Source organism: Pseudomonas sp. FW215-R2 (genome assembly GCF_058789255.1).
The window spans coordinates 48,140-71,693 of record NZ_JBYTBO010000027.1; the positions used below are offsets into that span (position 1 = coordinate 48,140).

Here is a 23,554-nt window from a genome sequence, read left to right on the forward strand (position 1 = left end):
GCGCCCGCCAGGGCGCCATCCGTTTCAGGCCGGAACCACCGCCTCGCCGATTCCGAGAAACCGGCACAGCTCATCGCGCTTGGCCAACGCATCGCGCCGCCCCAGGTCGATCAGTTCACTGCAATACCCCGCCTCGAACAGCAAATAACTCAACACCCCTGCCCCGCTCGTTTTGGTCGCCCCCGGCCCGCGCAAGAACAGCCGCAACGCCGCCGGCAGTTCCTGACGATGCCGCGCCGCGATTTCATCGATCGGCTGACTCGGCGAGATCACCAGCACTTCCACTGGCGCCACACCCAAAGCCCGCGTTGGCGTTCCGTCGGGCATCAGATGGCTGAACTGGTTCAGACGCTGAAGCAGCTCGATGTCGCTTTCCAGGCTGTCAATGAACGTACTGTTGAGCATGTGCCCGCCGATCTGCGCCAGCGTCGGCTGTTGACCGGTATAAGTGCGCTCCAGCGGTTGTGCCGGGTCGAACCCGCGCGGGTTGCCGCTGACGCCCACCACCAGCACCCGGCTCGCACCCAGGTGCAAGGCCGGACTGATCGGTGCCGACTGCCGCACCGCGCCATCGCCGAAAAATTCCTCGCCGATTTTCACCGGCGCGAACAACAGCGGGATCGCTGAACTCGCGAGCAGATGCTCCACGGTCAATTGCGTCGGTACGCCAATGCGTCGATGGCGCAGCCAGGCATCGATGCTACCGCCGCCCTGATAGAAGGTCACCGCTTGCCCCGACTCGTAGCCGAATGCAGTCACCGCCACCGCATGCAACTGCTTGCGGGCGATGGATTCCGCGATGCCGGGCATGTGCAGTTTTTCATTGAGCAGGTGGCGCAGCGGCGAGCTGTTGAGCAGCGCCACCGGCAGTTGCCGGCCCATGCCCAGCAGGCTGTGGCTGACGAAACGGCTGGCCTGGCGGATCACCCCTGGCCAGTCGCTACGCAACACGCGATGGCTGCGAAAGCCTTGCCAGAACAGGGTCAGGCGTTCGATGGCGGCGCGAAAGTCCGTGGCGCCGCTGGCGAGGCTGACCGCGTTGATCGCCCCGGCCGAGGTGCCGACGATCACCGGAAACGGATTGTCCGCGCCCAGCGGCAGCAGTTCGGCAATCGCCGCCAGCACCCCCACCTGATACGCCGCCCGAGCCCCGCCGCCGGAAAGAATCAAACCTGTGACCGGTTCAGCTGGGCTCATCGCAACGCTCCGTGGTGCTTATGGGATTGGGTGGATCAACGACGTTTGGCGTACAGCTTCGGCTCGCCCGGCGGACGGCTCTTGAAGCGACGATGCGCCCACAGGTACTGCTCGGGGCAATCGCGCAACACGCCTTCTACCCACTGGTTGATACGGATGCAGTCGGCTTCTTCAGTCTCGCCCGGGAAACCTTCCAGCGGCGGATGGATCACCAGACGATAGCCGCTACCGTCGGCCAGACGCTCCTGAGTGAACGGCACCACCAGTGCCTTGCCCAACCGGGCGAACTTGCTGGTGGCCGTCACGGTCGCGGCCTGAATGCCGAACAACGGCACGAAGATGCTTTGCTTGGCGCCGTAATCCTGATCCGGTGCGTACCAGATCGCGCGCCCGGAACGCAGCAGCTTGAGCATCCCGCGCACGTCGTCACGCTCCACTGCCAGCGAATCGAGGTTGTGCCGCTCGCGGCCCTGACGCTGGATAAAGTCGAACAATGGGTTCTTGTGCTCGCGGTACATGCCGTCGATGGTGTGCTGCTGGCCGAGCAGCGCCGCGCCGATTTCCAGGGTGGTGAAATGCACCGCCATCAGAATCACGCCCTTGCCTTCGCGCTGGGCCTGTTGCAGATGCTCCAGGCCTTCGACATGGGCCAGCTTTGCCAGACGCTGACGGGACCACCACCAGCTCATCGCCATTTCAAAGAACGCGATGCCGGTGGAGGCAAAGTTTTCCTTGAGCAGGCGTTTGCGCTCGGCAGCGGATTTTTCCGGGAAACACAGTTCCAGATTGCGCTTGGCGATGCGCCGCCGGTCGCCGGCGAAGCGATACATCAAGGCACCGAGAAAGCGACCGATCGCCAGCAATGCCGGATACGGCAGCTGCACGATCAGCCACAACAGCCCCAGGCCGCACCAGAGCGGCCAGAAGCGTGGAGCAAGAAATGCTTTTCGAAAACGCGGGCGATCCATTAAAGCTTCCGTAAATACAGTGGCCGCGCATTCTACATCGTTCGACCCGGCTTGCGGCTGGCGGGCGTTCTCGTTATAAGTCTCGGCACTTTTAGTGACAAGCCGTTGTATGCCGACATGAGCCAAACCGAATCGCCAGACCAAGATCCCGTGTTCCAGCTGAAGGGCAGCATGCTCGCCATTACGGTGCTGGAACTGTCCCGCAACGACCTGGACAGCCTCGATCGGCAATTGGCCGCCAAAGTCGCCCAGGCACCGAATTTCTTCAGCAACGCGCCGCTGGTTCTGGCGCTGGACAAGTTGCCGCCGAGCGAAGGCGCCGTCGACCTGCCGGGCCTGATGCGCGTGTGCCGCCAGCACGGTCTGCGCACCCTGGCGATCCGCGCCAGCCGCATCGAAGACATCGCCGCCGCCATCGCCATCGACATTCCGGTGCTGCCGCCGTCCGGCGCCCGCGAGCGACCGCTGGAAACCGCTGAACCCGTCGCACCGAAGAAGCCGGAAAAACCGCCTGAGCCGGCCGTCAAACAGACCCGCGTCATCACCACGCCAGTACGTGGTGGCCAACAGATCTACGCCCAGGGTGGCGATCTGGTGGTGGTTTCCTCGGTCAGCCCGGGGGCGGAACTTCTCGCCGATGGCAACATCCATGTATACGGCCCGATGCGCGGTCGTGCGCTGGCCGGGGTCAAGGGCGACACCAAGGCGCGGATTTTCTGTCAGCAATTGAGCGCTGAACTGATCTCCATCGCAGGCCATTACAAGGTTTCCGAAGACCTGCGTCGCGATCCGATGTGGGGTTCGGGTGTACAGGTCAGCCTATCGGGCGACGTGTTGAACATCATTCGGCTTTAACGGATACTGCCGCATTTTCCAAGCATCTCTAAAACGTAGCGAAAACGGCTCAAACGAAGTAGGAAAAAGGCCAAAAGCCAAATTCCAGCCAAGGCTGTCCGACTGCAGTAGTTTTCAAGAGATGTTTTTCAGGGGCTGAACAGTCCTTCTTCCTTAGGGGTGAAACACCTTGGCCAAGATTCTCGTGGTTACATCCGGCAAGGGTGGTGTGGGTAAGACCACCACCAGCGCCGCTATCGGTACCGGCCTCGCTCTGCGCGGCCACAAAACAGTGATCGTCGACTTCGACGTGGGCTTGCGTAACCTTGACCTGATCATGGGTTGCGAGCGCCGCGTGGTGTATGACTTCGTCAACGTCGTGAACGGCGAAGCCAACCTGCAACAGGCCCTGATCAAAGACAAGCGCCTGGAAAACCTCTATGTGCTGGCCGCCAGCCAGACCCGCGACAAAGACGCGCTGACCGTCGAAGGCGTGGAAAAAGTCCTGATGGAGCTCAAGGAACAATTCGAGTTCGTGGTCTGCGACTCCCCGGCGGGCATCGAGAAAGGCGCCCACCTGGCCATGTACTTCGCTGACGAAGCGATCGTCGTGACCAACCCGGAAGTCTCCTCGGTACGTGACTCGGACCGCATGCTCGGCCTGCTGGCCAGCAAGTCCCGTCGCGCCGAACGTGGCGAAGACCCGATCAAGGAACACCTGCTGATCACCCGCTACCACCCGGAGCGCGTTGAAAAGGGCGAAATGCTCGGCGTCGAAGACGTCAAGGAAATCCTCTCGGTGACCCTGCTGGGCGTGATCCCGGAATCCCAGGCGGTGCTCAAGGCTTCCAACCAGGGCGTCCCGGTCATCCTCGACGACCAGAGCGATGCCGGCCAGGCCTACAGCGACACCGTCGACCGCCTGCTGGGCAAAGACAAAGCACACCGGTTCCTCGATGTCGAGAAGAAGGGATTCTTCGAGCGCCTGTTTGGAGGTAGGTAATGAACCTTTTTGACTTCTTTCGTGCCAACAAAAAGCCAAGCACTGCCTCGGTAGCGAAAGAGCGTCTACAGATCATCGTGGCGCATGAGCGCGGCCAGCGCAGCACGCCGGATTACCTGCCAGCCTTGCAGAAGGAACTGGTGGACGTGATCCGCAAGTACGTCAATATCGGCAACGACGACGTACATGTTGCACTGGAGAGCCAGGGCAGTTGCTCGATTCTGGAACTCAACATCACCCTGCCAGATCGCTGAGTCGATCCGGCAGGAACGACGGCGGCTCAGGGCCCTTCCGACACCGGAGGGGCCCTGAGCCGCCGTTGGCATTTGTTACGAGGCTGTTTTAATGCCGCTGTCCAACATCCACATCATCCATCAGGACGCCGCCGTTCTGGTGGTGAACAAACCGACCCTGTTGCTCTCGGTGCCCGGCCGGGCCGACGACAACAAGGACTGCCTGATCACTCGCCTGCAGGAAAACGGCTACCCGGAAGCGCGTATCGTCCATCGTCTGGACTGGGAAACCTCCGGCATCATTCTGCTGGCTCGCGACGCGGACACCCACCGCGAACTGTCGCGCCAATTTCATGACCGCGAAACCGAAAAAGCCTACACCGCCCTGTGCTGGGGTCAGCCGGAACTGGACAGCGGCAGCATCGACCTGCCCCTGCGCTACGACCCGCCAACCAAACCACGCCACGTGGTCGACCACGAATTCGGCAAACACGCCCTGACCTTCTGGCGCGTACTGGAACGTTGCGGCGACTGGTGCCGCGTCGAACTGACGCCGATCACTGGCCGCTCGCACCAGTTGCGCGTGCACATGCTGTCCATCGGTCACCCGCTGCTCGGTGACGGGCTCTATGCTCATGAGCAAGCCCTCGCCGCCTGGCCGCGCCTGTGCCTGCACGCGAGCATGCTCAGCTTTACCCACCCACAGTCCGGCGAGCGCTTGCGCTTCGAATGCCCGGCTCCGTTTTAAGCACTGCCTGACCGGCAGCCGCCTGTTTTAAAGGATTTTGTTCCGGATGAGTTGTACTGATTTCCTGGCAACACCCGTCAAGAAGACCCGTCATCAACTGCTCTACCTGATTTACGGCAACCAGGATGTTTACCGGCGCGAAGCCAAGTTCAGCATCCTGACCGCCCTGTCTCAGGCCAAGACCGGCAAACGTCCGGCGATCAGGATTCTCACCGACCGGCCGCAGGACTACGAAGGCTGGCCGGTCGACACCGTGCTGCTCGACGAGCCGACCCTGACCCGCTGGCAAGGCGAAAACGGCTATCACCACCGACGCAAGGCTTGCGCGATTGCCGCCGGCCTGCAACTGGCCGAAAAAACCTTGTTCGTCGACACCGACACCCTGTTCACCAGTGACCCGAATCGGCTGTTCCAGCACATCACCCCCGGGCAATCAGTGATGGATCGTTTCGAATACGACTGGAAAGACGTCTTCGAGCGCGACGACTACCTGAAGCTCGGTCGCGACCTCAGCGCCCACGGCGTAACCCCGGACAACGGCTTCAAGCTCTACAACAGCGGGCTGTGCGGCGTAACCGACAGCGACGGGAAATTGTTCGAAGAGTCGATCCGTCTGATCGACGAATGGACGGCCGACGGTTTCGAGATCCATACCATCGAACAGATCGCTCTGTCGTTCGCCCTGCGCAAGCGACCGGTGGTCGAGGCGCGCAAGTACATCTATCACTACTTCGCGGAAAAGCGCTTTTTCCATGCGATGCAGGCGTTCTTCTTCTCCCAGCACGGCGAGAAGTTCAGCCAGCGCCTGGTGGATCTGTGCAAAGACGTGCCGAGGGTCAAGCCGTTTCCGTCCGCCTGGCAGCGCCTGAAAATCAAATGGAAGCTGCGCAACCAGAGCGGCACGATGCGCAAGGTCGGCCGCGATCTGCTGTACGGCAGCGCCGCGCCAGATCATCCGTACTACAGCGCCTGTCGTCATGAGTGGTGGGAATGCGCCTCGCGGGAGATTCTGCGCTGGGACGATAGCCGTCAGAAAAAGCTCCTGAGCCAGAGCCGATGGCCGCAACAACTGCCGCGCCCGGAGCGGCCTGAAGATGAAAAAATCATCATGAACTACCTGAAAAAACGCGTGGCCGCCGCCCGCTGACCCACACTGTCCACTGCGGGAGCCTGCCCCCGCAGTGGATCTCCTTTTACATTCGATTTCGATTGTGGCCTGCGCACCGGCATGCGTTAAACTCCCGCCCATTGCTGTCTGGAGCTTCTTATGCGCGAAGAGTTGAACCAAGGCCTGATCGACTTCCTCAAGGCCTCCCCTACCCCGTTTCACGCCACCGCCAGCCTTGTTCAACGCCTGGAGGCCGCCGGTTATGTGCGCCTCGACGAGCGCGAGACCTGGCACACCGAAGCCAATGGCCGTTACTACGTCACCCGTAACGACTCCTCGATCGTCGCGATCAAGATGGGCCGCAACTCTCCGCTGCACGACGGCATCCGCCTGGTCGGCGCCCATACCGACAGCCCGTGCCTGCGAGTCAAGCCGCAACCTGAATTGCAGCGCCAGGGTTTCTGGCAGCTGGGCGTCGAAGTCTACGGCGGCGCGCTACTGGCACCGTGGTTCGACCGTGATCTGTCGCTGGCCGGCCGCGTTACCTTCCGCCGCGACGGCAAGGTCGAGAGTCAGTTGATCGACTTCAAGGCCCCGATCGCGATCATTCCCAACCTGGCCATCCACCTCAACCGTGAAGCCAATCAGGGCTGGGCGATCAATGCCCAGACCGAACTGCCGCCGATTCTCGCGCAGTTCGCCGGTGACGAGCGTGTGGACTTCCGCGCAGTCCTCACCGATCAACTGGCCCGCGAGCACGGCCTCAATGCCGACGTGGTGCTCGATTACGAGCTGAGCTTCTACGACACCCAAAGCGCCGCCGTCATCGGCCTGAACGGTGACTTCATCGCCGGCGCCCGCCTCGACAACCTGCTGTCGTGCTACGCCGGCCTGCAAGCCCTGCTGACCGCCGACACCGATGAAACCTGCGTGCTGGTGTGCAACGACCACGAAGAAGTCGGCTCATGCTCGGCATGCGGCGCCGACGGCCCGATGCTGGAACAGACCCTGCGTCGCCTGTTGCCCGAGGGTGATGAGTTCGTACGCACCATTCAGAAATCCCTGCTGGTTTCGGCCGACAACGCCCACGGCGTGCACCCGAACTACGCCGAGAAGCACGACGCCAACCACGGCCCGAAACTCAACGCCGGCCCGGTGATCAAGGTCAACAGCAACCAGCGCTACGCCACCAACAGTGAAACCGCCGGGTTCTTCCGTCATCTGTGCATGGCCGAAGAAGTCCCGGTGCAGAGCTTCGTGGTACGCAGCGACATGGGTTGCGGTTCGACCATCGGCCCGATCACCGCCAGCCACTTGGGCGTGCGCACGGTCGACATCGGCCTGCCGACGTTCGCCATGCACTCGATCCGCGAACTGTGCGGCAGCCATGACCTGGCCCACCTGGTCAAAGTGCTGAGCGCGTTCTACGCCAGCCGCGAATTGCCGTAACCGGTTCTGTGGCGAGGGTGCTTGCTCCCTCGCCACGGCGACTGCGCAGTGACTGTGATACACATCACCACCGGTCGGCAAAATTCCACCTAGACTTAAATCATCCCCTACGACAAGGCTGTCGCCATGATCTCGATGTCTGCGTTCCACGCCATGCTCATTCCGATACTGTGCGGAATGATTCTGCTGGCGATCGGCTTCAACTTCCGCGACAAGAATGCCGGAGTGTTCGCCATGTGGATCGGCATGCTGTTGATCCTGGCCACCGTGGTCTACAAGATCCTCGCCAAACTCAACGAATAAATCCGCGCTCGGCTCGCATTGAATTTGACGGGCTCGTACACTCGCCCGATCCGCCCCTTGCGAGGTTGACCGCCTAGTGTTCGCTCGTCTTTCTGCCCTGCCCTGCCTGTTCCTCATCTGCCTGATGACGCTGCTGCCGTTGGCGCCTGCCCACGCGGTGAGCCTGCCCGGCCTGCTCAGTGGATCGAACAAGGCGCAACCCGAAGCCCAGGAACCCCTCGGCCAGTCCCTCGACGAAGTCATCAAGTCGCTGGAAAACGACAAGCAACGCGCCCAGTTGCTGAGCGACCTGAAGAAACTGCGCGACGCCACGAAAAAAGCCCAGGCCACCCCGGAAGAAGGTGTGCTGGGCCTGATTGGCGGCACCCTCGCCACCTTCGAAAAACAATTCACCGGCAGCGACAGCCCGCTCAATCGCTGGTCCGCCGAATTCGATCTGGCCAAAGACGAACTGTCTGACCTGATGCTGCCGGCCAGTGAATGGCTGCCGATCATCTTCGCCTTCGCCGTGATCCTAGCCGTCTGGAGCCTGCTGGCCGCCGCACTGATCTGGCTTGGCCACCGGGTGCGCATGCGCTTCGGCCTGACCGAAGAGCTGCCGCAAAACCCCCGGGCCCTCGACATGCTGCGCTTCGCCCTGCGCAAGCTCGGGCCATGGATGATTGCCCTGGCCATCACGGTTTACATGAGCTACGCGCTGCCGTCGTCGCTGGGCAAAAGCCTGGCGATGGTTCTGGCCTACGCGCTGGTGGTCGGCACCTGTTTCTCGGCGATCTGCGTGATTGCCTTCTCCGTACTCGACGGCCCGCACCGCCATCGCGCGCTGTACATCCTGCGCCATCAGGCCTTCCGCCCCTTGTGGTTGATCGGCAGCTTCGCCGCGTTCGGCGAAGCCCTGAACGACCCGCGACTGGTGGCCGGCCTCGGCGTGCACCTGGCGCACACTGCCGCCACCGTCGCCAATGTGCTCGCGGCCTTGTCGACCGGCCTGTTCATCCTGCGCTTCCGCCGCCCGATCGCCCACCTGATCCGCAACCAGCCGCTGTCCCGCCGCCTGACCCGCCGCGCCCTCAGCGACACCATCGAAATCCTCGGCACCTTCTGGTACGTGCCGGCGCTGGTGCTCGTGGGAATTTCCCTCTTCGCCACCTTCGTCTCCGCCGGCGACACCAGCACCGCCTTGCGCCAGTCACTGATCTGCACCGTGCTGCTGGTGTTGTGCATGGTGATCAACGGCCTCGTCCGCCGCCACGCCCTCAAACCCCAACGCGGCCCGAAACGCCACGCCTTCTATTCCGAACGCCTGAAAAGCTTCTTCTACACCCTCGCTCATTTGCTGGTGTGGCTGGCGTTCATCGAACTCGGCCTGCGGGTCTGGGGCATGTCGCTGATCGGCTTCACCGAAGGCGAAGGCCACGACGTCAGCGTCAAACTGTTCAGCCTGATCGGCACATTGATCTTCGCCTGGCTGATCTGGATCCTCAGCGACACCGCCGTCCACCACGCCCTCACCCGCTCACGCAAAGGCCTGGCCAACGCCCGCGCACAAACCATGATGCCGCTGATCCGCAACGTGCTGTTCGTGGCGATCTTCATCATCGCCCTGATCGTCGCCTTGGCGAACATGGGCATGAACGTCACGCCACTGCTGGCCGGTGCCGGCGTGATCGGCCTGGCGATCGGCTTCGGCGCCCAGTCGCTGGTGGCCGACCTGATCACCGGCCTGTTCATCATCATCGAAGACTCCCTGGCCATCGACGACTACGTCGATGTCGGCGGCCACCTCGGCACCGTCGAAGGTCTGACCATCCGCACCGTACGCCTGCGGGACATCGACGGCATCGTCCACACCATCCCGTTCAGCGAAATCAAAAGCATCAAGAACTACTCCCGGGAATTCGGCTACGCGATCTTCCGCGTGGCGGTGCCCTTCAACATGAACATCGACGAAGCCATCAAACTGATGCGCGAAGTCGGCCAGAAAATGCGCACCGACCCATTGCAACGCCGCAACATCTGGTCGCCACTGGAAATTCAGGGGGTGGAAAGTTTTGAATCGGGTAATGCGATATTGCGCGCCCGGTTCAAAACCGCACCGATCAAACAGTGGGAAGTTTCACGGGCGTTCAATTTGTCGCTAAAAAGGCATCTGGATGAGGCGGGGCTGGACCTGGCGACGCCGAGGATGAATGTGCAGGTGATCACAGCAGGCGGCGGCCAAACACAGGAATAAACCAGCCCCTCACCACTCAAAACGATGAGCGTTAGCTCGAGAAAAGCTTTTGACGTGCCGGCCCCATCGGCAGGCTGAGTGGAGGGATTTATCCGGGGGTGGGAGCGCAGCGACCGTGCGGCGAAGCCGCATGCATCGAGAGGAGGTGCAGCGAAGCAAACCGTAGGCGATGCCCCCGGATGAATCCCGTAACGAAGGAACACCGAGCCAAAGCGAGGTGCCGAACGCCGGGGCCCAGCGTTTTTGGTTACTTTTTTGGCGTTTGAAAAAAGTGACTCGCCGTAAGGGCGAAACCATAAGAAGCCGTTACCGAAGCAACGGATATTCACCCAAAAAAATCAAACCACATCAACACCGACGTGAATCGCATCATGCCGCCAAAACTCCAGATCACAATCAATCAACCGCCCAAACTGATCATAATTGACCCGAGCAATCCGTAACCCCGGACTCCCCACCGACACCCTCAACGCCGCCGCCGCATCGACCGATAAAGACGTAGGCACAATCTCGAACCGCACCCGCCCATAGTGCAAATCGTAATGCCGCGCATACAGCTCGGTAATCGACTGATTCAGATCAAACTCCAGAATCCCCGGAAAAAACTGCGGATTCAGATAATGCTCCACATACAACACCAACCGCCCATCGATCCGCCGCGACCGGCAAATCTGAATCACGCTCGACAACGCCGGCAACTGCAACCACGCACACACCGCCGCTGACGCCGGTTGCAACCGCGCCGAAATCACCTCGGTCGACGGCACCCGCCCCTGCGCACTGACCATCGCGTGAAAGTGACTGCGCTGCATCAGGTTATAGGCCAGGCGCGGCGGCGACACGAACCAGCCCCGACGCTCCTCGCGATAAATCTGCCCTTGCGCCTCCAGTTGCAACAAGGCTTCCCGTACCGTAATCCGGGTCGTGCCGAACAACTCGCTGAGCTTGCGCTCGGCCGGCAACTTGCTCCCCGCCGCGAGCAAGCCATGGTCGAGCTGCTCCTGGAGGATCTGGCCAATGGCTGTCACCGCTTTTGTTGCCTCATCGCGCATCAACGTTACCTATCTGGACTAGACCAGCACTGTTTCGGGGCAAAACCGCACGACTATTGCGCCGTTCGGTCGTGCTGCAAGCCTAGGCAGTGCAGATGACCGAGAGATGACAAAACTACCGAACGGTCGTCCTGACAACTTGCAATACATCGGCCAAGTCCCTTGCCCACCGGGACTTTGAGGGTGGTCTACGCTTACCCGGCAGCCGTCGATACCGGAGAAATAAAAGCCGGGCCGGGTATCCGCCGACATCAAAGTGTCATCCAGCCCCCCTACATTGGCTCAGGTATTGCTGACCTAGACCAACACAAACCGCAATCGCAGCGTTGAACACGACCAAGGAGCTTCGGAATGAAACAGCTTTTCCTGGCAACACTGTTAGGCTCGACCATTGCCATGTGCACCGCCGCCATGGCGGCTGATGATCTGAAAACCCTCGAAGCCGCTGCGAAAGCGGAAGGCGCCGTCAACAGCGTCGGCATGCCCGATGACTGGGCCAACTGGAAAGGCACCTGGGAAGACCTGGCCAAGACCTACGGCCTGAAACACATCGACACCGACATGAGCTCGGCCCAGGAAATCGCCAAGTTCGCTGCCGAGAAAGACAACGCCACCGCCGACATCGGCGACGTCGGCGCCGCCTTCGGTCCGATCGCGGTCAAACAAGGTGTGGTGCAACCCTACAAGCCGACCACCTGGGATCAAGTGCCTGCATGGGCCAAGGACAAGGACGGCAACTGGGCACTGGCCTACACCGGTACCATCGCTTTCATCGTCAACAAGAAGCTGCTGCACGGCTCCGAAGTACCGACCAAATGGGCTGACCTCAAGGGCGGCAAATACAAGGTTTCCATCGGTGACGTGAGCACCGCCGCACAAGCTGCCAACGGCGTACTCGCTGCTGCGCTGGCCAACGGCGGCGACGAGAAAAACATCCAGCCTGCCCTGCTGCTGTTCGCAGACATCGCCAAGCAGGGTCGCCTGTCGATGGCCAACCCGACCATCGCCACCATGGAAAAAGGCGAGATCGAAGTCGGCGTGGTCTGGGACTTCAACGGCCTGAGCTACAAGGCCAAGATGGCCAACCCGGATGACTACGTGGTGCTGATCCCGTCCGACGGTTCGGTGATTTCCGGCTACACCACCATCATCAACAAATACGCGAAGAACCCGAACGCCGCCAAGCTGACCCGCGAATACATCTTCAGCGACGCCGGCCAGACCAACCTCGCCCGCGGCAACGCCCGTCCGATCCGCGCCGAGCACCTGACCCTGCCGGAAGACGTGAAAGCCAAACTGCTGCCGAACGAGCAGTACAAGAAGGTCACGCCGATCAAGGACGCCGATGCGTGGGAGAAAACCTCCAAGGCTCTGCCGCAGAAGTGGAACGAAGAAGTCATCGTAGAAATGAAGTGATGCTGTAGATCCCGTTTTCGGGGTTACTGAAGGTCCCCTGTGGGAGCGAGTTCGCTCCCACAGGGGAATCTGCGTTGAATTCAAAACCTGATCTGTTTCGCGGAGTTTTTGCCCCTATGAAGCACAACGTCATCCTTGTCGTGCTCGACGGCCTCAATTACGAAGTCGCGCGTCACGCCATGGGGCATCTGCAGGCTTACGTTGGCGCAGGACGCGCCGCGCTCTACCAGTTGGAGTGCGAGCTGCCGGCCCTGTCCCGACCGCTTTACGAATGCATCCTCACGGGCGTGCCGCCCATCGACAGCGGCATCGTCCACAACAACGTCTCGCGCCTGTCCAATCAGCGCAGCATCTATCACTACGCCCGCGATGCCGGTCTGAAAACCGCCGCCGCGGCGTACCACTGGGTCAGCGAGCTCTACAACCGCTCGCCGTTCGTGGCCGCACGGGATCGTCACACCGATGACCCGGCGCTACCGATCCAGCACGGCCACTTCTACTGGAACGATCACTATCCGGACTCGCACCTGTTCGCCGACGCCGAAAACCTGCGTCTGCGCCACGCCCCGGACTTTCTGCTGATCCATCCGATGAACATCGACGACGCCGGCCACAAGCACGGCCTCGACACCCCGCAATACCGTAACAGCGCGCGCAGCGCCGACATCATCCTTGCCGACTACCTGCAAGGCTGGCTCGACGCCGGTTATCAAGTGCTGGTGACCGCTGACCACGGCATGAACAACGACCGCTCGCACAACGGCCTGTTGCCGGAAGAACGCCAGGTGCCACTGTTTGTGCTCGGCGACGCCTTCAGCCTGAACGCCGACGCCACACCGAAGCAGACCGACATCTGCGGCACCGTCTGTGAGCTGCTCGGCGTACCCCACGACAAACCTGTGTGCCGGGAGTTGCTCAAGTGAACTCAATGACTCGCGGCAAATGGCTGGCCGCCCTGTGCCTGGTGCCCTTCGCCCTGTTCTTTATCGTGTTCGAAATCGCCCCGCTGGTCTGGGTGATGATCAACAGCCTGCAATCGGAAGAGTTCGGTTGGGGTTTTGCCAACTTCAGCAAGATCTTCAATTCGAAGTTCTATCTGCAGGCGATCCAGTACAGCCTCGAAATCAGTTTCTGGTCGAGTGTGTTCGGGATCATCATCGCGGTGCTGGGTGCCTACTCCCTGCGTCGGGTCGATTCGAAGCTGCGCAACTTCGTCAACGCCTTCGCCAACATGACCAGCAACTTCGCCGGCGTGCCTCTGGCGTTCGCGTTCATCATCCTGCTCGGTTTCAACGGCAGCATCACCATCATGCTGAAACAGGCCGGGATCATTCAGGACTTCAACCTGTATTCGAAAACCGGGCTGATCATCCTCTACACCTACTTCCAGATTCCCCTCGGCGTCCTGCTGCTGTACCCGGCGTTCGACGCGCTGCGTGAAGACTGGCGCGAATCCGCAGCGCTGCTGGGTGCTGACGGCTGGCAGTTCTGGCGCCACATCGGCCTGCCGGTGTTGACTCCGGCCCTGCTCGGCACCTTCGTGATCCTGCTGGCCAACGCCCTCGGCGCCTACGCCACGGTGTATGCCCTGACCACCGGCAACTTCAACGTGCTGCCGATCCGCATTGCCGCGATGGTCTCCGGCGACATTTCCCTCGATCCGAACCTGGCCAGTGCCCTGGCCGTGGTGCTGGTGGCGCTGATGACTCTGGTGACCGTCGTGCATCAACTGCTGTTGAAGAGGAGCTACCATGTCTCGCGCTGAATCCGGCCCGGCCGGCGTCTACCACCGCGTCGTGGTGTACCTGCTGTTCGCCATCCTGCTGCTGCCGCTGGTGGGCACGCTGGTCTACTCGATCGCCAGCAGTTGGTCGGCCACTATCCTGCCCAGCGGTTTCACCTTCAAGTGGTACATCCAGTTGTGGAGTGATCCGCGCTTTCTGCACGCCTTCGGCCAGTCATTGCTGGTGTGCGTCGGCGCGCTGATCCTGTCCGTGGTGCTGATCCTGCCGCTGCTGTTCGTGGTGCATTACCACTTCCCGAAACTCGATGCGCTGATGAACATCCTGATCCTGCTGCCCTTCGCGGTGCCGCCGGTGGTGTCGTCGGTGGGTCTGTTGCAGCTCTATGGTTCCGGGCCGTTCGCGATGGTCGGCACGCCGTGGATCCTGATCGGTTGCTACTTCACCGTGGCGCTGCCGTTCATGTACCGGGCGATCACCAACAACCTGCAAGCGATCAACCTGCGCGACCTGATGGACGCCGCCCAATTGCTCGGCGCCAGCACTTTTCAGGCGGCCTTCCTGGTGGTGCTGCCGAACCTGCGCAAGGGTTTGATGGTCGCGTTGCTGCTGTCGTTCTCGTTCCTGTTCGGTGAGTTCGTGTTCGCCAACATCCTGGTCGGCACCCGCTACGAAACCCTGCAGGTCTACCTCAACAACATGCGTAACAGCAGCGGCCACTTCACCAGTGCGCTGGTGATCTCCTACTTCTTTTTCGTGCTGGTCCTGACCTGGGTCGCCAACATCTTGAACAAGGACAAAAGCGAATGAGCTATGTCAGCGTCCAACACCTTCAGAAAAACTATGCGGGCACCACGGTGTTCAGCGACATCAACTGCGAAATCCAGAAGGGTGAATTCGTCACCCTGCTCGGCCCGTCCGGTTGCGGCAAATCCACCCTGCTGCGCTGCATCGCCGGTCTGACGCCGGTGGATGGCGGCAAGATTTTGCTCGATGGCGTCGACATCGTGCCGCTGACGCCACAGAAACGCGGGATCGGCATGGTGTTCCAGAGCTACGCACTGTTTCCCAACATGACCGTGGAGCAGAACGTCGCCTTCGGCCTGCGCATGCAGAAGGTTAACTCCGACGACAGCCACAAGCGCGTCGCCGAAGTGTTGAAACTGGTTGAGCTCAACGATTTCGCCAGCCGTTATCCGCACCAGCTCTCCGGCGGTCAGTGCCAGCGTGTCGCCCTCGCCCGCTCGCTGGTCACCCGTCCGCGTCTGTTGTTGCTGGATGAGCCGCTGTCGGCCCTCGATGCACGGATTCGCAAACACCTGCGCGAGCAGATCCGTCAGATCCAGCGCGAACTCGGCCTGACCACGATTTTCGTCACACACGATCAGGAAGAAGCCCTGACCATGTCTGACCGGATTTTCCTGATGAATCAGGGAAAGATCGTACAAAGCGGCGACGCCGAAACCCTCTACACCGCACCGGTCGATGTGTTCGCCGCCGGGTTCATCGGCAACTACAACCTGCTGGACGCCGACAGTGCCTCGAAGCTGTTGCAGCGGCCGATCAACCATCGCATCGCCATTCGCCCGGAGGCCATCGAACTGAGCCTGAACGGCGAACTCGATGCGCAGATTCGCAGCCACAGTCTGCTGGGCAACGTGATCCGTTATCGCATCGAAGCCCGGGGCGTGGAATTGGTGGTGGATGTGCTCAACCGTTCGGCGGCGGACCTGCACCCCGACGGTCAGCGCCTGGCACTTTCCATCGATCCGACGGCCCTGTGTGAGGTAGCCTGATGACTTTGCTGACGTTGAAGAGAGAACTGCACTGATGGCTCTGGCAATTTTTGATCTGGACGAAACCCTGATCCACGGCGACTGCGCCACCCTCTGGAGCGAGCAGATGGGGCGCCTGGGCTGGGTCGATCCCGAGTCGTTCATGCGCAAGAACAACGAGCTGATGGACGCCTACAGCCATGGCAAGTTGCGCATGGAAGACTTCATGGAATTCAGCCTCGAACCCTTGATCGGTCGAACCCCGGAAGAAGTCGAACATCTGGTCGGTCCGTGGGTGGAAGACTTCATCGAGCCGATCATCTTCAGCGACGCGACCAAAACCATCGCCGCCCACCGCAAGGCCGGCGACCGGATTCTGGTGATCTCGGCTTCGGGTACACACTTGGTCAAACCCATTGCCGAGCGGTTGGGCATCGACGAGATTCTGGGGATCGAACTGGAAGTGGCACATGGCGTATACAGCGGCCACACCGTGGGCACCCTGACCTACCGCGAAGGCAAGATCACCCGTTTGCTGGAATGGCTGGACGCCGAAGAAGAGAATCTCGAGGGCGCGAGTTTCTATTCCGACTCTCGCAATGACCTGCCGCTGCTGCTGAAGGTGGATTACCCTCACGTGGTCAATCCGGATCCGGTGTTGCGCGAGCAGGCCGAAAAATCCGGCTGGCCGATTCATCTCTGGAAGTAAGCGATTGTCTTGTGGGAGCAAGCCTGCTCCCACAAGCATCGATGATCAGCTCAGGCTTTCGTCGATCACCAGCACCAGTTTCCCCGCCACCGTATTGCTCGCCAGTTCGGCGAACGCCGCCTCGGCATCCTTGATCGCAAAGGTCTTGGCCAGTTGCGGCTTCAAGCGTCCCTCGGAAAACAGCGGCCACACGTGCTGGCTCAGATCACTGAACAAATCGGCCTTGAACTGATCGTTGCGGCTGCGCAAGGTCGAACCCAGCAGTTGCACGCGCTTGGCCAGCACCTGGGCCAGATCGAGTTTCGCTTCGCGGCCGCCCATCAGACCGATGAGCACCCAACGCCCGTCCTGAGCCATCAGCTTCAGATTCAGTGCCGAATAATGACCGCCCACCGGATCCAGAATCACATCGAACGGCCCGAAATCCCGCAGGCTCTCCAGATCATCGGTGCGCACCACGCCACCTTGCGCCCCCAGTGCTTCACAGTAGGCCAAGCGCTCGGTCGAACCGACGCTGACCCAGCACGGATTGCCAAACGCCTTGCACAGTTGAATGGCGGCTGAACCGATACCACTGGCCCCGGCATGCAGAAGAACTTTCTCACCCGGTTTGAGCGCAGCGAGCTGGAAAATATTCAGCCAGACGGTCGCGTACACCTCAGGCAGTGCAGCCGCTTCGATCAGCGACACGCCTTCCGGAACGGGCAGCACATGCCGCCCGTCGACGACCACTTCTTCGGCCATCCCGCCCCCGGCCAGCAAGGCGCAGACACGATCACCGACCTGCCAGGAAGAACCGGCGCCGACTTCGCTGATCACCCCGGAGCACTCAAGACCGAGCACCTGACTGGCACCCGGCGGCGGTGGATAAAGGCCCGCCTTCTGTAATAAATCCGCGCGATTGAGGCCGGCTGCCGCCACCCGGATGCGAACTTGTCCTACATCACACGTAGGACTCGGCTCATCAACCCATGCCACTTGACCTTCAACGCCTTGCAATGCCTTCACAGTGCCTCCATAGTGAGTCTGGACTGAGCCCGAAGCTGAAGCGCCGGGCTTTTTGCATTATGCGACCGGCCCTGGGGTCTGAACGAACGCTGAACAGCAGTTATCGTACAGAGCGTAGAGGTACCGGCGACTTCAAAGACGGCCTAATATGCGTTATCAATTGTCCCCGCGTCGAATCAGCATGAAGCATTTGCTCCCCAGCACCGCCCTCGCTCTTTTCATCGGTATCGGCCTCTTGCCGGTGTCGGGCACCACATTCGCAGCCAACAGCTGGGACAAGTTGCAGCCTGATCGCGATGAAGTGATTGCCAGTCTGAACGTCGTCGAGTTGCTCAAACGTCACCACTACAGCAAGCCACCGCTCGACGATGCGCGCTCGGTGATCATCTACGACAGCTACATCAAGCTGCTGGACCCGTCGCGCAGCTACTTCATGGCCAGCGACATCGCCGAATTCGACAAGTGGAAGACCCAGTTCGACGACTTCCTCAAGAGCGGCGACCTCAACGCCGGCTTCACCATCTACAAGCGTTATCTGGACCGCGTGAAAGCGCGTCTGGACTTCGCCATTGCCGAGCTGAACAAAGGCGTCGACAAGATGGACTTCTCCACGAAGGAAACCTTGCTGATCGATCGCAAGGACGCCCCGTGGCTCAAATCCACCGCCGAACTTGACGACCTGTGGCGCAAACGCGTCAAGGACGAAGTGCTGCGGCAGAAGATCGCCGGCAAGGATCCGAAGCAGATCCAGGAAACCCTGACCAAGCGCTACAAGAACCAGTTGGCGCGTCTGGACCAGACCCGTGCCGAAGACATCTTCCAGGCGTATATCAACACCTTCGCCATGTCTTACGACCCGCACACCAACTATCTGTCGCCGGATAACGCGGAAAACTTCGACATCAACATGAGCCTGTCCCTCGAGGGCATCGGCGCCGTGTTGCAGAGCGACAACGATCAGGTGAAAGTCGTGCGCCTGGTGCCGGCAGGCCCGGCCGACAAGACCAAGCAGGTTGCTCCCGCAGACAAGATCATCGGCGTTGCCCAGGGCAACAAAGAAATGGTCGACGTGGTCGGCTGGCGTCTGGACGAAGTGGTCAAGCTGATCCGTGGTCCGAAAGGCACCGTGGTTCGTCTGGAAGTCATCCCGGCGAGCAATGCGCCGAACGACCAGACCAGCAAGATCGTGCCGATCACCCGTGAAGCGGTGAAGCTCGAAGACCAGGCCGTGAAGAAATCCATCCTGAGCCTGAAACAGGACGGCAAGGACTACAAACTCGGCGTGATCGAGATTCCGGCTTTCTACCTCGACTTCAAGGCGTTCCGTGCCGGCGATCCGGATTACAAGAGCACCACTCGCGACGTCAAGAAACTCCTGACCGAACTGCAGAAAGAGAAAGTCGACGGCGTGGTCATCGACCTGCGCAACAACGGCGGCGGCTCCCTGCAGGAAGCTACCGAACTGACCAGCCTGTTCATCGACAAAGGCCCTACCGTGCTCGTGCGTAACGCCGATGGCCGGGTCGATGTGCTCGAAGACGAAAACCCGGGTGCGTTCTACAAAGGCCCGATGGCGCTGCTGGTCAACCGCCTGTCCGCGTCGGCTTCGGAGATCTTCGCCGGCGCCATGCAGGACTACCACCGCGCGCTGATCATCGGTGGCCAGACCTTCGGCAAAGGCACCGTGCAGACCATTCAGCCGCTGAACCATGGCGAACTGAAACTGACCCTGGCCAAGTTCTACCGGGTTTCCGGCCAGAGCACCCAGCACCAGGGCGTACTGCCGGACATCGATTACCCGTCGATCATCGACACCAAGGAAATCGGCGAGAGCGCTCTGCCGGAAGCCATGCCATGGGACACCATCAAACCGGCCATCAAGCCTGCGGTTGACCCGTTCAAGCCGTACATCGCGCAGCTCAAGTCGGAGCATGACGTACGTTCGGCGAAAGATGCGGAATTCGTGTTCATTCGCGACAAGCTGGCCCTGGCGCAGAAACTGATGGAAGAGAAAACCGTCAGCCTCAATGAAGCCGATCGCCGTGCCCAGCACGCCGATATCGACGCCAAGCAACTGGCGATGGAAAACATCCGTCGCAAGGCCAAAGGCGAAGAACCGCTCAAAGAGCTGAAGAAAGAAGACGACGACGCCCTCGCGGCAGCCGAGCCGGACAAGGTCAAACCGGAAGACGACGCCTACCTGAGCGAGACCGGGCGCGTACTGCTGGATTACCTGAAGCTGAGCAATCAGGTGGCCAAGAAGTAAGGTGATGGCAATTTAATGCTGACGATCCCCGGATCGTCATCAAACAGTCATCATTCTGTCGTGCAATAAAGGACTGGGAGCGGTTCTCTTCATCGAGAACGCTCCCAGTCCTTTTTTATCGCCAGAGAATGCCATGACCACGACCGAACAGCTGAGTGCCTTGAGCTCGATCCTGACTCAAAGCGGTTTGCACAGCCTGTTCCAGCCGATCATTTGCCTCTCTGAACGACGCATTCTCGGTTATGAAGCCCTGACCCGTGGCCCGTCCAACAGCCCGTTGCACTCCCCTATCGCCCTCTTTGCCGTGGCCCGCCAGGCCGGGCGCTTGAGCGAACTGGAAATCGCCTGCCGCCAAAGCGCTTGCCGCCGTTTCAACGAGCAGCAACTGCCGGGCAAGCTGTTTCTCAACGTCTCTCCCGAATCCCTGCTCGAAGCCGCGCACCAGCCGGGGCGTACGCTGCAACTGCTTCAGGATTTCGGCATTCCACCGAGCCAGGTGGTGATCGAGCTCACCGAACAGACGCCGATCGACGATTTCCAGCTGCTGCAAACCGCGCTGCATCACTACCGAGCCATGGGGTTTTCGATTGCACTTGATGATCTTGGCGCGGGTTATTCGAGCCTGCGCCTGTGGTCGGAGCTGCGGCCGGATTACGTGAAGATTGATCGGCACTTTATCGACGGCATTCACCAGGACGCGTTGAAGCGAGAGTTCGTCGGATCGATCCTGCAGATCGCCAAGGCCTCGCGGGCGCAGGTGATTGCCGAAGGCATCGAGTTGCCAGAAGAGCTGGCGGTGCTGACCGAAATGGGTGTCGATCTGGTGCAAGGTTACCTGCTTGGGCGCCCTCAGGAACATCCGCCACGCGATGCCCGGGCGTTGATGCCCAAGCACGACAGCAGCGCCGTGGCGCTGAATGACGAAGGCAGTGACCTCAGCGCCCTGCTCAACGATCAACCGGCTGTGGACCGCGACACACCGACCGCCACCGTGCTCGAAGCGTTCCGTCGTCAAGCCAACCTGAACTCGCTGGCAGTGCTCGACGAGCAAGGCCAGCCCTGCGGCATCGTGCATCGTCATTCATTGTCCGATGCCCTGCTCAAGCCGTTCGCCACCGACCTGTTCGCCCGCAAACCCATCAGCCGCCTGATGAACGACGACTTCCTCGCCGTGGAAATGAGCCAGTCGCTGCAACAAGTCAGCCGCCTGATCACCAGCCGCGCCCGGCAGCGCATCGAAGAAGACTTCATCATCACCCTCAACGGCAGCTACCTGGGCCTGGGTCGGGTGATTGACGTGCTCAAGCTGATTACCGAGCTGAAGATCCAGCAGGCTCGCTATGCCAACCCGCTGACTCTGCTACCCGGCAACGTACCGATCCAACAATGCCTGACGCGGTTGCTGCAACAGGGGCGGGAGTCGGTCATTTGCTATGTCGACATCGACAGCTTCAAGCCCTTTAACGATATCTATGGGTATGGGCGGGGGGATGAGGTGTTGTTGTGTCTGGCGCAGTGTTTGAATGAACGCGTTGATCCTTCTCGCGACTTTGTCGGGCATATTGGGGGGGACGATTTTCTGTTGGTGCTCGGCCCGGAGGATTGGCGCAAACGGCTGAACCAATTGCTTGATGATTTCCAGAGCCAATGCCGTCGCTTCTACCGCCCTGAACATCTTGAAGCTGGGTGTTTTGTTGCGCCGAATCGTCAGGGTATTCGTCAGGAGTTTCCGTTGTTGTCACTGTCCATTGGCGTGGTGCATTTGCATCCTGAAGCTTGTGCGCAACTGGATGCGAGTCAGTTGGCGGAGATGGCTTCGCAGGCGAAGCATCATGCTAAGAATGTTCCGGGGTATAGCGTGCATGTTATCGACAGCATAAGCGCGCTACCTTTTAACGAGGCGCTCATTTCAGGTCATCGCTAATGTAAAAGCTCGGTAACTACCATGTGGACCGATCCTCTCCAGCGGCTTTCGCAAGATCCTCCCCCCAAGCTTCCTTCGCAAACTTATAGATATCTTGGAAGAAGCCGCGTGGATCCTCTAGAGAATACCATTCTCCCCGCGGCCAACTTGCTGCTTCGCATTCATCGATCTCGAATAGTTTTTGAAACTCATAATTTGGATCCTGAAGTATCATTTCCAAATTTCCAAACAGCACCAGCTTATGTCTATAGGAAAGGCATGGCAGATTCAGGCAATACTTTCTAACAAGAAGCTCTCTATCAGCAGAGTCATTAGGGTTGTAATCCTCGAGTTCCAAACCTCGAGTTTCTTCCCGATCATAAACATCGAAAACACCTATAAGCCACGTCAAGTCCGGTTCAAACTCTTCACTCAAATACGGATCCCTCAACATCACTTCACCTCGATCGGAAACGTGGCGAATCGGCTTTGGCCAAACAAATCAGCTCCCACAATTTTCATCTTCATTATAAAAACCAATAAAACAACCAACCCGCCCAAAACCCAAAACACATAAAAACCTCAAGCATAGAATGTAACTCTATAGATCTTTAACCTTACCTATCTCACCCTCATATAAAGAAAGACATTCTAGCAACACGCGCATAAAGCCACGCCCATCGACTATCTCGTCAGAAAATAAAAAACTTCTCTTTTCCAAAACCTCAACAAATGTTTCTCCCCTTTCCAAATAATAGGAAATCGTATCAATTATCCAACACCTATCCGATTCAGAGTACCCAACAAACTCCGGTTTCAGAACAGCATCAAAAATTCTAATCAAATCAGAAGAATCATTTACATCAGCCAAACATATTAGTTCTTCAACAGCCCCTTCGTGAGGATAGTCAATGTCAAAGACAAATAGAAAGCCAGGCAAAATTGAAAGCTTTGGATTAGGTTTCATTTGATATCAATCCACATAAGCCGTTATAGCCTCACCATGACTATCGAGTATAACGACAGTTCTTGTTGGCTCTATATATTCCACTTGTTTCCCCCTATACCCCTCTCCAACCTTTCTTCCCATCTCCACTGGGAGCGATGAGAGCGATAGACTCCCAGTCCGTCGGAAAATTAATTTAGCACGATTAATTGCATTCAACTGATCTCTATGACTTATAAATCTAGTTGCAGCTCGTGGAATGCTTGGTTCCATAAGCTTAGTTTTTTTATTTAGTTTCATCTCAACTTTTCCCGTAGTAGGATTTTTAGCATATTGCAGACGCTCTTGCTGCGAAGCTAGAGTGGTTTGGGCGCCATGTTTTTGTAAAAAATGAGATTTTTTGTTAGCGCTTTCCATATCTTTCAACTCTTTTAATGCAATATTTTCTGTTAACTCATCAATTCTCGCCCTCCGCTCTTGCGCCGTCATCTTCGGCAGCGCTGGCTCACCCTCATCAACAACTGAACCACTCACCCCATCCGGCACCGAACAACCCGGCTTATTAGGCGGCGGACAGTTGGAGCTCAACCCCAACGGATCCACCCACCCCGTCGGATTCGGCACGTACCGGTACTGATTCAACCCACCCGCCAGCTTCACC

At 59.5% G+C, this 23,554-nt stretch carries 22 protein-coding genes and 1 pseudogene; 16 read left to right on the forward strand and 7 right to left on the reverse strand.

Annotated elements, in window-relative coordinates:
* Nucleotides 1-24: 24 nt before the first annotated feature.
* On the reverse strand, nucleotides 25-1,197 hold the full coding sequence (locus AC3WRD_RS26960) for a patatin-like phospholipase family protein (protein WP_102622512.1): 1,173 nt from the start codon (nucleotides 1,195-1,197) through the stop codon (nucleotides 25-27).
* A gap of 35 nt (nucleotides 1,198-1,232) precedes the next feature.
* Nucleotides 1,233-2,165, reverse strand: coding sequence for a lipid A biosynthesis lauroyl acyltransferase (locus tag AC3WRD_RS26965; RefSeq protein ID WP_096822932.1), 933 nt, complete (start codon nucleotides 2,163-2,165; stop codon nucleotides 1,233-1,235).
* 117 nt (nucleotides 2,166-2,282) lie between these two features.
* On the opposite strand from AC3WRD_RS26965, the gene minC reads away from it, so the two are divergent.
* The 8 genes from minC (at nucleotide 2,283) to AC3WRD_RS27005 (ending at nucleotide 10,076) form a co-directional block, all read left to right on the forward strand.
* On the forward strand, nucleotides 2,283-3,020 hold the full coding sequence (gene minC / locus AC3WRD_RS26970) for a septum site-determining protein MinC (protein WP_102622517.1): 738 nt from the start codon (nucleotides 2,283-2,285) through the stop codon (nucleotides 3,018-3,020).
* A gap of 169 nt (nucleotides 3,021-3,189) precedes the next feature.
* Nucleotides 3,190-4,002: a septum site-determining protein MinD gene (minD, locus tag AC3WRD_RS26975; protein WP_096822931.1), complete on the forward strand. Its 813-nt coding sequence runs from the start codon at nucleotides 3,190-3,192 to the stop codon at nucleotides 4,000-4,002.
* A complete protein-coding gene (gene minE, locus AC3WRD_RS26980; protein ID WP_003223146.1) occupies nucleotides 4,002-4,256 on the forward strand; it encodes a cell division topological specificity factor MinE in 255 nt (84 codons plus the stop codon). Before minD ends, minE begins: the two co-directional genes overlap by 1 nt.
* A 91-nt stretch (nucleotides 4,257-4,347) precedes the next feature.
* Nucleotides 4,348-4,983: an RluA family pseudouridine synthase gene (locus AC3WRD_RS26985; protein ID WP_085732336.1), complete on the forward strand. Its 636-nt coding sequence runs from the start codon at nucleotides 4,348-4,350 to the stop codon at nucleotides 4,981-4,983.
* A gap of 46 nt (nucleotides 4,984-5,029) precedes the next feature.
* On the forward strand, nucleotides 5,030-6,130 hold the full coding sequence (locus tag AC3WRD_RS26990; protein ID WP_102622513.1) for a hypothetical protein: 1,101 nt from the start codon (nucleotides 5,030-5,032) through the stop codon (nucleotides 6,128-6,130).
* 120 nt (nucleotides 6,131-6,250) lie between these two features.
* Nucleotides 6,251-7,540 carry a M18 family aminopeptidase gene (locus AC3WRD_RS26995; protein WP_096822929.1) on the forward strand — a complete coding sequence of 430 codons (1,290 nt, stop codon included), beginning with the start codon at nucleotides 6,251-6,253 and terminating at the stop codon, nucleotides 7,538-7,540.
* 126 nt (nucleotides 7,541-7,666) lie between these two features.
* Complete coding sequence (locus tag AC3WRD_RS27000; RefSeq protein ID WP_173861399.1) at nucleotides 7,667-7,843, forward strand: hypothetical protein; 177 nt, start codon at nucleotides 7,667-7,669, stop codon at nucleotides 7,841-7,843.
* 76 nt (nucleotides 7,844-7,919) lie between these two features.
* Nucleotides 7,920-10,076, forward strand: coding sequence for a mechanosensitive ion channel family protein (locus tag AC3WRD_RS27005; protein WP_102622514.1), 2,157 nt, complete (start codon nucleotides 7,920-7,922; stop codon nucleotides 10,074-10,076).
* 338 nt (nucleotides 10,077-10,414) lie between these two features.
* Here AC3WRD_RS27005 and AC3WRD_RS27010 read toward each other — a convergent pair whose 3' ends face one another.
* Nucleotides 10,415-11,128, reverse strand: a complete 714-nt coding sequence (locus AC3WRD_RS27010) for a UTRA domain-containing protein (RefSeq protein ID WP_011333178.1) — start codon at nucleotides 11,126-11,128, stop codon at nucleotides 10,415-10,417.
* 351 nt (nucleotides 11,129-11,479) lie between these two features.
* On the opposite strand from AC3WRD_RS27010, the gene AC3WRD_RS27015 reads away from it, so the two are divergent.
* The 6 genes from AC3WRD_RS27015 to AC3WRD_RS27040 all read left to right on the forward strand — a co-directional run bounded on the left by AC3WRD_RS27015 (nucleotide 11,480) and on the right by AC3WRD_RS27040 (nucleotide 16,770).
* Nucleotides 11,480-12,544: an ABC transporter substrate-binding protein gene (locus tag AC3WRD_RS27015; protein WP_085710620.1), complete on the forward strand. Its 1,065-nt coding sequence runs from the start codon at nucleotides 11,480-11,482 to the stop codon at nucleotides 12,542-12,544.
* Nucleotides 12,545-12,660: 116 nt separating this feature from the next.
* The gene (locus tag AC3WRD_RS27020; protein ID WP_102622780.1) at nucleotides 12,661-13,467 is read left to right on the forward strand and encodes an alkaline phosphatase family protein; all 807 of its coding nucleotides are present in this window, start codon (nucleotides 12,661-12,663) and stop codon (nucleotides 13,465-13,467) included.
* A 5-nt stretch (nucleotides 13,468-13,472) separates the two neighbouring features.
* Nucleotides 13,473-14,309 (forward strand): ABC transporter permease, encoded by an 837-nt coding sequence (locus AC3WRD_RS27025; protein ID WP_167748736.1) that lies wholly within the window; start codon nucleotides 13,473-13,475, stop codon nucleotides 14,307-14,309.
* The gene (locus AC3WRD_RS27030; protein WP_096822924.1) at nucleotides 14,296-15,096 is read left to right on the forward strand and encodes an ABC transporter permease; all 801 of its coding nucleotides are present in this window, start codon (nucleotides 14,296-14,298) and stop codon (nucleotides 15,094-15,096) included. The genes AC3WRD_RS27025 and AC3WRD_RS27030 overlap by 14 nt, the downstream gene beginning before the upstream one ends.
* Nucleotides 15,093-16,082 carry an ABC transporter ATP-binding protein gene (locus AC3WRD_RS27035; protein WP_096822923.1) on the forward strand — a complete coding sequence of 330 codons (990 nt, stop codon included), beginning with the start codon at nucleotides 15,093-15,095 and terminating at the stop codon, nucleotides 16,080-16,082. The genes AC3WRD_RS27030 and AC3WRD_RS27035 overlap by 4 nt, the downstream gene beginning before the upstream one ends.
* Nucleotides 16,083-16,116: 34 nt before the next feature.
* The gene (locus AC3WRD_RS27040; RefSeq protein ID WP_102622779.1) at nucleotides 16,117-16,770 is read left to right on the forward strand and encodes an HAD family hydrolase; all 654 of its coding nucleotides are present in this window, start codon (nucleotides 16,117-16,119) and stop codon (nucleotides 16,768-16,770) included.
* A 45-nt stretch (nucleotides 16,771-16,815) separates the two neighbouring features.
* On the opposite strand, the gene AC3WRD_RS27045 is transcribed toward AC3WRD_RS27040, so the two are convergent.
* Nucleotides 16,816-17,778 carry a zinc-binding dehydrogenase gene (locus AC3WRD_RS27045; RefSeq protein ID WP_096822921.1) on the reverse strand — a complete coding sequence of 321 codons (963 nt, stop codon included), beginning with the start codon at nucleotides 17,776-17,778 and terminating at the stop codon, nucleotides 16,816-16,818.
* Between the two features lie 181 nt (nucleotides 17,779-17,959).
* Here AC3WRD_RS27045 and AC3WRD_RS27050 point away from each other — a divergent pair, with 181 nt between their 5' ends.
* Both AC3WRD_RS27050 and AC3WRD_RS27055 read left to right on the forward strand, forming a co-directional pair.
* Nucleotides 17,960-20,044 carry a carboxy terminal-processing peptidase gene (locus AC3WRD_RS27050; RefSeq protein WP_173861398.1) on the forward strand — a complete coding sequence of 695 codons (2,085 nt, stop codon included), beginning with the start codon at nucleotides 17,960-17,962 and terminating at the stop codon, nucleotides 20,042-20,044.
* 133 nt (nucleotides 20,045-20,177) lie between these two features.
* On the forward strand, nucleotides 20,178-21,968 hold the full coding sequence (locus AC3WRD_RS27055; protein ID WP_102622777.1) for a bifunctional diguanylate cyclase/phosphodiesterase: 1,791 nt from the start codon (nucleotides 20,178-20,180) through the stop codon (nucleotides 21,966-21,968).
* 16 nt (nucleotides 21,969-21,984) lie between these two features.
* Here the strand turns inward: AC3WRD_RS27055 and AC3WRD_RS27060 are convergent, their stop codons facing one another.
* The 3 genes and pseudogenes from AC3WRD_RS27060 to AC3WRD_RS27070 form a co-directional block, all read right to left on the reverse strand.
* The gene (locus AC3WRD_RS27060; RefSeq protein WP_256580658.1) at nucleotides 21,985-22,383 is read right to left on the reverse strand and encodes a hypothetical protein; all 399 of its coding nucleotides are present in this window, start codon (nucleotides 22,381-22,383) and stop codon (nucleotides 21,985-21,987) included.
* 165 nt (nucleotides 22,384-22,548) lie between these two features.
* Complete coding sequence (locus tag AC3WRD_RS27065; RefSeq protein ID WP_102622775.1) at nucleotides 22,549-22,914, reverse strand: hypothetical protein; 366 nt, start codon at nucleotides 22,912-22,914, stop codon at nucleotides 22,549-22,551.
* A 6-nt stretch (nucleotides 22,915-22,920) separates the two neighbouring features.
* Nucleotides 22,921-23,554 (reverse strand): annotated as a pseudogene (locus tag AC3WRD_RS27070) (type IV secretion protein Rhs); the annotation flags it as partial.